Source organism: Cellulomonas avistercoris (assembly GCF_014836445.1).
Classification (GTDB): domain Bacteria; phylum Actinomycetota; class Actinomycetes; order Actinomycetales; family Cellulomonadaceae; genus Cellulomonas; species Cellulomonas avistercoris.
The window spans coordinates 263,055-273,391 of the sequence record NZ_JACSQV010000004.1; the positions used below are offsets into that span (position 1 = coordinate 263,055).

8 protein-coding genes are annotated in these 10,337 nt (G+C 76.8%); all 8 read left to right on the forward strand.

Features of this window, described 5'->3' with window-relative positions; translation table 11 throughout:
- Positions 1-1,280, forward strand: a 1,280-nt coding sequence (locus H9657_RS06930; RefSeq protein ID WP_225214781.1) for a hypothetical protein, incomplete at its 5' end; no start/stop codon positions are given.
- Positions 1,277-2,236 carry a glutamate ABC transporter substrate-binding protein gene (locus tag H9657_RS06935; RefSeq protein WP_191781746.1) on the forward strand — a complete coding sequence of 320 codons (960 nt, stop codon included), beginning with the start codon at positions 1,277-1,279 and terminating at the stop codon, positions 2,234-2,236. The genes H9657_RS06930 and H9657_RS06935, both read left to right, overlap by 4 nt.
- On the forward strand, positions 2,233-3,366 hold the full coding sequence (locus H9657_RS06940) for a hypothetical protein (protein WP_191781748.1): 1,134 nt from the start codon (positions 2,233-2,235) through the stop codon (positions 3,364-3,366). The genes H9657_RS06935 and H9657_RS06940 overlap by 4 nt, the downstream gene beginning before the upstream one ends.
- Positions 3,363-5,723, forward strand: coding sequence for a serine/threonine-protein kinase (locus H9657_RS06945; RefSeq protein ID WP_191781750.1), 2,361 nt, complete (start codon positions 3,363-3,365; stop codon positions 5,721-5,723). Before H9657_RS06940 ends, H9657_RS06945 begins: the two co-directional genes overlap by 4 nt.
- Positions 5,708-7,003, forward strand: coding sequence for a PP2C family protein-serine/threonine phosphatase (locus H9657_RS06950; protein ID WP_191781752.1), 1,296 nt, complete (start codon positions 5,708-5,710; stop codon positions 7,001-7,003). The genes H9657_RS06945 and H9657_RS06950 overlap by 16 nt, the downstream gene beginning before the upstream one ends.
- 90 nt (positions 7,004-7,093) lie before the next feature.
- Complete coding sequence (locus H9657_RS06955; protein ID WP_191781754.1) at positions 7,094-8,371, forward strand: VWA domain-containing protein; 1,278 nt, start codon at positions 7,094-7,096, stop codon at positions 8,369-8,371.
- Positions 8,368-9,195 (forward strand): FHA domain-containing protein, encoded by an 828-nt coding sequence (locus H9657_RS06960; RefSeq protein ID WP_191781756.1) that lies wholly within the window; start codon positions 8,368-8,370, stop codon positions 9,193-9,195. The genes H9657_RS06955 and H9657_RS06960 overlap by 4 nt, the downstream gene beginning before the upstream one ends.
- 115 nt (positions 9,196-9,310) lie before the next feature.
- Positions 9,311-10,237 (forward strand): hypothetical protein, encoded by a 927-nt coding sequence (locus H9657_RS06965; protein WP_318241352.1) that lies wholly within the window; start codon positions 9,311-9,313, stop codon positions 10,235-10,237.
- Positions 10,238-10,337: the final 100 nt, after the last annotated feature.

Sequence of the window (10,337 nt, forward strand, 5' to 3'; positions counted from 1 at the left end):
TGTCCTCGCCACCGAGTCCGCCGAGCGCGCCGCCCCCGTCCGGCGCGCCCGCCGCCCCGCCGGGACGCCCCACGAGCGGCTGGCGCTCGACGCCGGGCGGTCTGCGCGTGTGGGGTGCCGTGGCGGTCGTCGTCTCGGTGCTCACGGGCCTGCTGGGACTGGTCACCGCGACGAGCCAGAGCGCCGCCGTCGACGGGTTGCGGGACTCGGCGGCGCAGCTCGTCGGGCTGCAGGACGCGCGCAACCAGCTCGTCGCGGCCGACGCGGCTGCGACCACCGCGTTCCTCGTCGGCGGCCTGGAGCCCACGGACCTGCGCGCGAGCTACGACGCGGCCCTCGACGCCGGGGCGCTCGCCCTGACGCAGCTCGCCGGGAGCGGCCCCGAGGGCGCGGACGGGCTCGCCCAGGTGTCCGCCGACCTCACGACGTACTCGGGACTGGTCGCGCAGGCGCGTGCCAACAACCGACAGGGCTTCCCCGTCGCGTCGGCGTACCTCGAGGAGGCGTCGACCGTGCTGCGCGAGGACATCGTGCCCGCGCTCGACGAGCTCGTCGCCGCCGAGCAGGACCGCGTCGACGACGAGCTGGCCGCGGTGCGGACCGCGACGCCCACGCTCCTCGTCGTCGTCCTCCTGGCGCTGGCCGCGCTGGTGGGCGTGCAGGTCTGGGTCGCACGGCGCACGCGCCGGACCTTCAACGGCGGGCTCGTCGCCGCGACGGTCATGCTGCTGGCCATCGCGGTCATCGGCGGGTCGACCCTGGGCAGCGCGGCGTCCCGCACGAGCCGGGTGCACGACGGTTCCTACGCGGCGACCGTCGCGACCTCGCAGGCGTTCGCGCTGGTCAACGACGCGCGCTCGATGGAGGCGTTCACGCTGATCCGACGCGGGTCGGGGGCCGCCTACGAGGAGTCGTTCGTCGCCGGCACCGAGCAGGCGCGCGACGCGCTCGCGGGTGACGGCAGCAGGCTCGACCCGTCGCTCGTCGACCGGCTCGACACCTGGGTCGCCGCGCACCGGGACGTGCGGGCGCTCGACGACGCCGGTGACTGGGAAGGCGCCGTGGCACTCGTCACGAGCGACGACCCGGCCGCGTCGCCGGCGCTGTTCGACGACCTGTCCACGAACCTGACGGCCGCGGTCGACTCCGGCAGCGCGGAGGTCGCGGACGGCCTGCACACGGGCGGCCCCTGGGTGGGCTGGTTGCTGGCGATCTTCGCCGTGATCGGTGGCCTGCTGGCCTGGACCGGCCTGCGCCCCCGACGGGAGGAGTACCGATGAGCACACGCACCACGCACCCCGTGCGCACCGCCCTGGCTGCCGCGGCCCTCGTGGCCGTCGTGCTGGGCGGCTGCGCCACGGCCCCCGCCACCGGGTCCGCCGCGGCACCGGCACCGGCGGCGGCCGACGTCGCGGCCGCCGCGCCCGCGGCGGTCGAGTGCACGGACGCCACGACCTCCTACGCGCCCACGACCGGCACCGAGGTCCCCGCGGGGTCGACAATGGCCGCGATCCGCGACCGCGGCCACCTCGTCGTCGGCGTCTCCGCCGACACCCTGCGCATGGGCGCGCGCAACCCGTTCACGGGCCAGATCGAGGGCTTCGACATCGACGTCGCCCGCCAGGTCGCGCAGGCGATCCTCGGCAACCCCGACGCGGTCCGCTTCCGCGTCATCACCGCGGGCGACCGCCTGCCGGTGCTCCAGGAGCACGAGGTGGACCTCGTCGTGCGCGCGTTCACGATCAACTGCGAGCGCTGGCAGGACATCGCGTTCTCCGCCGAGTACTTCACCGCCGGCCAGAAGGTCCTGGTCAGCACCGAGTCCGACGCGCAGGGCATCGAGGACCTGTCGGGCCAGCGCGTGTGCGCGCCCGACGGCACGACGACCCTCGAGCGGCTCGAGCAGTACGACGTCGAGGCCGTGGGCGCGCGCACGCACTCCGCGTGCCTCGCGCTGTTCCAGCAGGGGCGCGTCGACGCCATCACGGGCGACGACACCGTGCTCGCCGGGTTCGTCGCGCAGGACCCGTACGCGCGCGTCGTGGGCGAGGCGTTCAGCGCCGAGCCGTACGGCGTCGGCGTCGCGGCCGACCAGGTCGACCTCGTGCGGTTCGTCAACGCGGTCCTCGACGGCATGAAGGCCGACGGGACGTGGACGCAGGTCTACGACCGCTGGCTCGGCGAGGCGCTGGGCCCGGCACCCGCGCCGCCGACGTCCGTGTACGGACGGTCGTGACGGCGACCGCCATGGCCGCCCCGTCCGCCGACGTCGTCGCGCCCGCCGCCCCCGGGCGCCTGGGCGAGGCGATCCCGGCGCGCGACCTGATGACGTACCTCGACGGCCTGCTGACGTGGCTCGACGACCGGCGCCGGCAGCTCGACGCGCTGGACACGGCCGCGCAGGCCACCGCGGAGTCCGAGCGCTACACGCCCGACGTCGTGCTCGCGCTCACCGTGTGGCAGTCCGCCCGCGGCCGCGCCGACGAGCTGCTGGCGGTCTGGGACAACGGGCGCGTCACCGAGGTCGAGCGCGAGCGCATGTCGCAGCTCGTGTGGGGCCGCGTCGACACCCGGGCAGGGGCGTCACCCGTATCCCTGCCGGAGGCGCTGACGCTGTGCGACGCGATGGTGTCCGCGCTGCGCATGCGCCTGGCGTTCGACCCGGACACGGCCGACGTCGTCGCGCGGCTGCGCGGCGTGCGCGCGGCCCTCGTGCGCGCCGAGGACCTCGCGGGCTCCGACACGGCCGCCCGCGAGCGCGTGACGGCGCTGCGCGAGCGCGAGCAGCGCCTGTCCGGGCAGGCCGCGCGCGGCGGGGACGTGTCGGGACCGCTGACCGAGCTGGAGACGCGGACCGCGCAGACCGAGCGGGACCTCATGGTCGCCGTCTCGCAGCGCCGGTCGCTGGCCCGCGCCCGCGCCGACGCGCACGCGACCGCGGCCGCGCTCGAGGCGCGCGAGCCCGGGCTGCAGGAGCTCGCCGACCGCTGCCGCCGCGAGATCGCGCACCCGCCGCGGTTCGCGGTCCCGGACGTGTCGCGCCTCGGCGCCGTCCCGCAGGACCGCGACGCGCTCGACGCGTTCGTCGCGCGGCTCGACGCGGTCCGGCGGGCGCTCGACGCCGCCCAGGACGCGTACAGCAACCCGCTGCGCGAGCGCGCGGAGCTGCGCTACCGGCTCGGACGCGCGGCGGCCGCCGCCGCGGCGAACGGCCGCGCCGCGTCGCCCCCGGTGCGCGCCGGTCACGACGAGGCGCGCCCGGCCGGCGCCCCCACCCCCTGCGACGTGGGCCTCGCCCGGGCCCTCGTCGAGCAGTACGAGCACCTCGCCCGGCCGCTGCCGGGCGGACCTGGAGGAGCCCGATGACCACCGCGACCGCCTGCCGCGAGCCCGGCTGCACCGGCACCTACGAGGACGGCTGGTGCGACCGGTGCGGCTCGCCCGCGCCCGCGGGTGCGACGTCCACGTCGACGGGCACCACGACCCCGCCCGCTGCCGCAGCGGCGACGGGACGCACCGCGACGGGCACGGCCGCGCGGACGCCGTCGGCCATGCTCGGCACGGGCATCGCCCCGGGCCTGCCGGCCCCCGGTGCCGCCGGGGCCGACCCCGACGCGGTCGGCTCCACCCGGACGGGACGCACGAGCTCGACGCGCCTGCCGACCGCCGCGCTCGGCTCGGCGCGCACCGCGGCGAGCGGGTCGCGTGCGACGCGCCGGCTCGGCACGTCGTCCACCCGGCTGCGCCGCGCACGCCTGGGCGCCGGGCTGACGACCGTCCCGCCGGCCCCCGTGGACGACCCGCTGCAGGCCGTCATGACGGACCCGCAGGTCCCCGAGCGCAAGCGGTTCTGCGCGGCCTGCGGCGAGCCCGTCGGCCGCGGGCGCGACGGCGTGCCGGCCCGTACGCAGGGCTTCTGCCCGTCGTGCGGCGCGCGGTTCGACTTCGACCCGCGCCTGACGCCCGGCACGCTGGTCGGCGGGCAGTACGAGGTCGCCGGCTGCCTCGCGCACGGCGGCATGGGCTGGATCTACCTGGCGCGCGACCGCAACGTGTCGGGCCGCTGGGTGGTGCTCAAGGGCCTGCTCAACAGCGGCGACCCCGACGCGGTCGCCGCGGCGATCTCGGAGCGGCAGTTCCTGGCGCGCGTCGAGCACCCGCTGATCGTCGAGATCTACAACTTCGTGCAGCACGAGGGCGACGGGTACACCGTCATGGAGTTCGTCGGCGGGCGCTCCCTCAAGGAGCTGCTGACCGACCGCCGCGAGGCCGCCGGGCACGTCGACCCGCTGCCCGTCGACCAGGCGCTGGCGTTCGTCCTCGAGGTCCTGCCGGCTTTCCAGTACCTGCACGACGTCGGCCTGCTGTACTGCGACTTCAAGCCCGACAACGTCATCCAGGCGGGCGACGCGCTCAAGCTCATCGACATGGGCGGCGTGCGCCGCATCGACGACGAGCAGTCGGCGATCTACGGCACGGTCGGCTACCAGGCGCCCGAGGTGCCCGCGGACGGCCCGTCGGTCGCCTCCGACGTCTACACCATCGGCCGCACGCTGGCCACGCTCGTCCTGGACTTCCGCGGCAACACCACGACGTACGTCGCGGCGCTGCCACCGGTCGACGAGACGCCGGTGTTCGCGCGGTACGACTCGTTCTACCGGCTGCTGGCCAAGGCGTGCGCACCCGACCCGTCGGACCGGTTCGGCTCGGTCGACGAGATGCGCGCCCAGGTGCTCGGCGTGCTGCGCGAGGTCGTCGCGGCCGACCGCGGTGCGGGCGACCCGCCGCTGACGAGCGCGGCGTCCGTGCTCTTCGAGCCGCCCGTCACCGACCAGGTGGAGCGACCCCTCGCGTGGGACGAGCTGCCCGCGCTCAAGGTCGACCCCGACGACGCGGCCGCCGGGTGGCTGTCGGGCATCAACGTGACCGACCCCGAGCAGCGGCTGCGCGCCCTCGCGGACGCCCCGGACGACACCGTCGAGGTCCGCCTGCTGCGCGCGACCACCGCGATCGAGGCGGGGCGCCCCGAGGCCGTGACGGCCGCCGTCGAGTCGATCCTGGCCGACGACCCGTGGGAGTGGCGCGCGGTGTGGACGCAGGGGCTCGCGCAGCTCGCGGCCGGCGACGCGGTCGCGGCGCGTGCGTCGTTCAACGCGGTGTACGGGCAGGTCCCCGGGGAGCTGGCGCCCAAGCTGGCGCTCGCCGTGGCGTGCGAGCTGTCCGACGAGCCCGGCATCGCCGAGCAGCTCTACGCGACGTGCGCGTACGCCGACGCCAACTACACGGCGCCCGCCGCGTTCGGCCTCGCACGGCTGCGCATGGCGTCCCTCCACGTGGACGGCGCCCTGGCCGCACTGGACCTGGTGACGCCCACGCGCAGCTCCTACCCCGAGGCGCGGCTCATGCGCGCCCGGGTGCTCGCGCGGTCGCGTCACGACCTGACGTCGCTGGCCGCGGCGCTGGACTCGGTGCGGGGCGTCTCGCTGGCGCCCGCCGACCGGGCGGGGCTGCGGGTCGACGTCCTGAGCAGCGCGCTCGAGGCCGTCGACCAGGGCACCACCGCCCCCGGCGTGCGGCTCGACGGCATCCCCGCCACGCGGGTGGGCCTCACCGACGCGCTCGAGAGCGCGTACCGCGAGCAGGCCGCGCTCACCGAGGACCGCGCGACGCGGGTCGCGCTCGTCGACCGCGCCAACGAGGTGCGGCGGTGGACGGCGTGGTGAGCGGGACGGTCACGGTCTGCCCGGCCTGCGGCGAGACCGCGGGCGCCGGGGCACGGTTCTGCGAGTCGTGTGGGGCCGCGCTGGGTGCGGGGGCGACGGGTGCGGACGTCACGACGTCCGCACCGGCCGAGCCCGCGCCGTCCGCGCCCGCGGCGGTCGCGCAGGGCGAGGCGGTCGCGCCCGCGGCGGTCGAGCAGGGCGAGGTGGTCGAGCCCGCGGCGGTCGAGCAGGGCGAGGCCGTCGAGCACGCACCGGTCGGCCGCCCCGCCGACGGCGCCGAGCCGTCCCTCGGCGCGTGCGCCGCGTGCGGCGGCGACGTCGCCGCCGACGGCTACTGCACGCAGTGCGGCGCACGCGCGCCCGTCGCGCGCGACCACGCCGAGGAGCAGCCCGCGCCGCACGTCGCGGGCGTCACCGACGTCGGCATGCGCCGGCGTCGCAACGAGGACGCGATGGCGCTGGGCGTCGCGGGCGACGTCACCGTGCTCGTCGTGTGCGACGGCGTGTCGTCGGCGCCGGACTCGGACGTCGCGAGCCAGGCCGCCGCCACCGCGGCGCGCGACGTGCTCGTGGCGGGCGCCGCGGCCGTCGGGCCTGGCGACGCCGGCGGCTGGTCCCGCCTGCTCGTCGAGTCCGGGCACCGCGCCGACGACGCCGCGCGCGACGCGGTCGACGACGCCGTCGCGCGGCAGGACCCGCCGTCGTGCACGTTCGTCGCCGCGGTCGTCAGCCCCGTGCTGCTGGTGGCCGGCTGGCTGGGCGACTCGCGCGTGTACTGGCTGCCCGACGCGGGGACGCCCGAGCAGCTCACGGAGGACGACTCGGTCGCGGCCGAGCTCATGGCCGGCGGCATGTCGCGCGCGACGGCCGAGCGCTCACCCGACGCCCACGCGATCACCCGCTGGCTGGGCGCGGACGCCGTGGAGACCACCGCCCGGACCGTCGCGACGCGGCCCACCGGGCCGGGCTGGGTCCTCGCGTGCTCGGACGGGCTGTGGAACTACGCGTCGGCCCCCGAGGTCGTCGCGGACCTGCTGCGCGACGCGACCGGACGCGTCGGCCCGGACCCTGCCGCCCTGTCGCGCGACCTCGTCGCGTGGGCCAAGGCCGCGGGCGGGCACGACAACGTCACCGTCGCGCTCGCGCGCGTCACCGCACCGGTCACCGACCCCGCCGCACCGCTCGCCGACACGCACACGGACGACCCGGGCACGACCCCCACGGTCCGGCGCCGACCGCCCGGTAGCCTCCCGGAAGAGCCGGACGCCCCGGCGCCCTGACCCTTCCACCCGCCCCACCGCACCGCCGTCAGCACCCGCAAGCCGCACCACCCGTCCGACGCCCCACAGCCGCACCGCCGAGGAGCAAGCGTGGCCACGTTCCGTGCCGAGGTCTTCCAGAACGAGTTCCTGCCCGACGGCGGGACCGACGTCCACGCGATCGTCACGGTCAGCGCCGAGGGCGTCGGCGGTGCGGGCACGGCGGGCGGCGGCGTCGCCGAGATCATCATGATCGACACGTCGGGGTCCATGACCGGCCCGATGCTCGCGGCCGCCAAGCACGCCGCGCAGGTGGCGGTCGACCACATCCCCGACGGCACGTGGTTCGCCATCGTCAGCGGCAGCCACGTCGCGCAGCGGGTGTTCCCCTACCCGAACGCGCCGCTCGCGATCGTGCAGATGGAGCCCGCCGCGCGCGAGGAGGCCAAGCGGGCGGTGTCCCGGCTGCCCGCGCAGGGCGGCACCGCGATGAGCACGTGGCTGCGGCTCGCCGACCAGATCTTCGCGACCCAGCCCGCCGCGACGCAGCGGCACGCGATCCTGCTGACCGACGGCAAGAACGAGTCGGAGCCGCGCGAGCAGCTCACGTCGACGATCCGCGCCGTCACCGGCCGGTTCCAGTGCGACGCGCGCGGCGTCGGGGAACGCTGGCAGGTCGACGAGCTGCGCGAGATCGCGACGGCGCTGCTCGGCACGGTCGAGCTCATCGCGGACCCGGCGGACATCGCGCGCGACTTCCGGTCGCTGCTCGCGACGTCCATGTCGCGCGGCGTGGCCGACGCGCAGCTGCGGGTGTGGACGCCGCAGGGCGGGCAGGTGCTGTTCGTCCGGCAGGTCGCCCCGACGGTCGAGGACCTCACGGCGCGACGCACCGAGGTGACGCCCCTGATCGGCGCCTACCCGACCGGCGCGTGGGCCGACGAGTCGCGCGACTACCACGTGGCGGTGCGGGTGCCGTCGAAGAACGTGGGCGCCGAGCAGCTCGCGGCGCGCGTGCAGGTCGCCGTCGCGGGCGAGGTCGTCGCGTCGGGCCTGGTCAAGGCCGCGTGGTCGGACGACGCGTCGCTGACGGCGCGCATCAGCCCCGAGGTGGCGCACTACACCGGGCAGGCGGAGCTCGCGTCCGTCATCCAGGAGGGACTCGCGGCCAAGGCCGCCGGCGACGAGGCGACCGCGACCGTCAAGCTGGGTCGCGCGGTGCAGCTCGCCGCCGAGACGGGCAACGACGAGGCGACGTCCAAGCTGCGGCGCGTCGTGGAGATCGACGACGAGGAGCGCGGCACGGTGCGGCTCAAGCGCGGCGCGTCCCGCCTGGACGAGATGGCCCTGGACACCGCGTCGACGAAGACCTCGCGGGTGCGGCGATGAGCGTCACCTGCCCCGCGGGGCACACGAGCGACTCGACCGACTACTGCGACGTGTGCGGCGCGCCCATCGGCTCGTCGACGGGCGGGTCGACGGGCGCGGCGTCGGCACCCCCCGCACCGACGCTGAGCACGTGCCCGCACTGCGGCTCGCCCGCGGCGCAGGGCGCGCTGTTCTGCGAGAACTGCGGGTACGACTTCACGACGGGCGCGACGCCGGTCACGGGGCCCGCGTCCTCGCTGGACCTCGGGACGGGTGCCGTGCCCACCGTGGGCGTGGCCGCGCCGCCGCACACCGCCCCCGGCTCGGTGCCGGACCCGCTCGAGCCGCCCCCGGCCGTCGCGACGCCCCCCGGCGGTGACGGCGCGACGTCCGCACCGGCGCCCGACCCCGCCGCACCGCTCGGTCCCCCGCCGCCCGGTGGCGACGCCTGGGTCGCCGAGCTGTGGGTGGACCCGGACTGGTACGCCGCCCAGCAGGCGGAGGACCCGATGCCGTCGGTCGGGCTGCCCGTGCTGATCCCGCTGCGGGAGCGCAGCGTGCTCGTCGGGCGGCCGTCCGCGTCGCGCAACATCCGGCCGCAGGTCGACGCGGGGGCCGACAGCGGCGTCTCGCGGCGGCACTGCCAGCTCAACACCGACGGTCACCGCTGGTGGGTCGAGGACCTGCAGTCGTCCAACGGCACGTTCGTCGCGCGCGTCGGCGAGCCGCTGCCCGACGACCCGATCCCCGCAGGGCAGCGGCACGAGCTGCAGGACGGCGACCGGCTGTACCTCGGGTCGTGGACGCGGCTCGTCGTGCGCAAGGCGCTGCCGGGCGAGGCGTAGGGGTCGCCGAGCGGCCGACCGGGTGATCTCGGCGCCCCTCCGGGCCCCCGGCGCCGGCGAGGGCGCCGCGGGTCGCATGATGGGGTCCCACGCCCCCGAGGAACGGACCGCCGCTGTGAGACCTCCGGACCTTCGGCTGCGCACCGCGCTCGCGGCCGCCGTCGCGCTCGCCGTGGTCGTCCCCGCCGGCGCGAGCGCCGCCCACGCCGACGCGCCGGCCATCAGCGCGATGTGGATGTGGGACAACCCGCTGGACCGCTCGGTCGACGCGCGCGGCACCGCGTACGCGCCGGCCGACCCCGCGACGCTCGCCGCCTTCGTGCAGGAGCACCACCTGACGACCGTCCACCTCGCGGCTCCGTGGGCCTCCGACGAGGGGCCCGTCGCCGCGTGGCTCACCGACGCGATCGTCGCGGTGCGCGCGCAGGGTGCGAGCGTCGGGGTGCTCGGCGGGGACCCGCCGTGGCTGGGGCAGCCGGAGCTCGCGGTGCAGTGGATGCGCGCGGCGACGAACGGGCGGACGGTCGACCACGTGCAGGTCAACGTCGAGCCGTGGACGCGGCCCGAGTGGTTCACCGACCGCACGGGGTCCGTGACGCGGTGGCTCGCGCTGCTCGACGCGGTGCGCGCGGAGCTGCCGCCCGGTGTGGGCCTGGGCGTCGACGTGCCGTACTGGCTCGCGTGGGAGCCGTGGGGCGACGGCACGGTCGCCGACGCCGCCATGGCACGGGCCGACCGCGTCGAGGTCGTGGCGTTCGTCGACCACGCGCACGGCCCCGACGGGATCCTGGCGCTGTCCGCCGACGCGGTCGCCGCTGCCGTGGCCGCGGGCCTGCCGTTCACGGTGGGCGTCGAGACGGACACACCGGCCGTGGCCGGCGGCGCGGAGTGGACCTTCGGCGACGACGGGCTCGCCGCGCTCCTCACCGAGACGGCCCTGGTCCGCGACGCCATGGCCGGCACCCCCGGCTACGAGGGCGTCGCCGTCCAGCACTACCGCACCTGGCGCACCCTCCTGACCCCACCCCCCACCCCTTCCTGACCCACCCCACCCCCCAGACCCGGCGAGAGAGCAATCCAGCCCCCCACTTGCCCGCGAGAGAGCAATCCAGCCCCCACTTGCCGGCGAGAGAGCAATCCAG

Coding starts and splice junctions, on each gene's coding strand:
- H9657_RS06945 (WP_191781750.1), top strand. CDS start 3,363: ATGACCACCGCGACCGCCTGCCGCGAGCCCGGCTGCACCGGCACCTAC.
- H9657_RS06960 (WP_191781756.1), top strand. CDS start 8,368: ATGAGCGTCACCTGCCCCGCGGGGCACACGAGCGACTCGACCGACTAC.
- H9657_RS06935 (WP_191781746.1), top strand. CDS start 1,277: ATGAGCACACGCACCACGCACCCCGTGCGCACCGCCCTGGCTGCCGCG.